Source organism: Salinimicrobium oceani, from assembly GCF_012037645.1.
The window spans coordinates 1-302 of sequence record NZ_JAAVJR010001490.1 but is presented as its reverse complement, the minus strand read 5'-3'; the positions used below and the strand labels follow the sequence as shown (position 1 = coordinate 302).

The following is a 302-nucleotide window of genomic DNA, read 5'->3' as shown; positions in this document are numbered from 1 at the left end:
ATCCATACCAGCGCCAGGTGGGCGAAGCATCTATAGGATCCATGATTTGCTCCTTAAGCACCTGTGGTAGTGGTTTCCTAAAAACGTTAAGCAGAGAATACGCCAGCACATTCACCCGCACATCATTGTATTTAAAAGAAGTTCCTGGTTCTTGTAGTACTCTTGCCCGCCATTGATCTATGTTCTGCTGGGAAGAAGGTCTGTCTGCCCAGTCAAAGCTACCCCACAGTTGTCCGCTCCAGTCAGATGTCTGGTGGAGCAAATGTTCCCAGGTGATCTTACTGTTATGAGGTCCCTCAAAA

The 302-nt window shown here is 47.7% G+C and carries 1 protein-coding gene; it reads right to left on the bottom strand.

Going from position 1 to position 302, the window contains the following annotated elements; genetic code table 11:
- Nucleotides 1-302: serine hydrolase (locus HC175_RS22775; RefSeq protein WP_168140055.1), on the bottom strand; the 302-nt coding region annotated here is incomplete at both ends.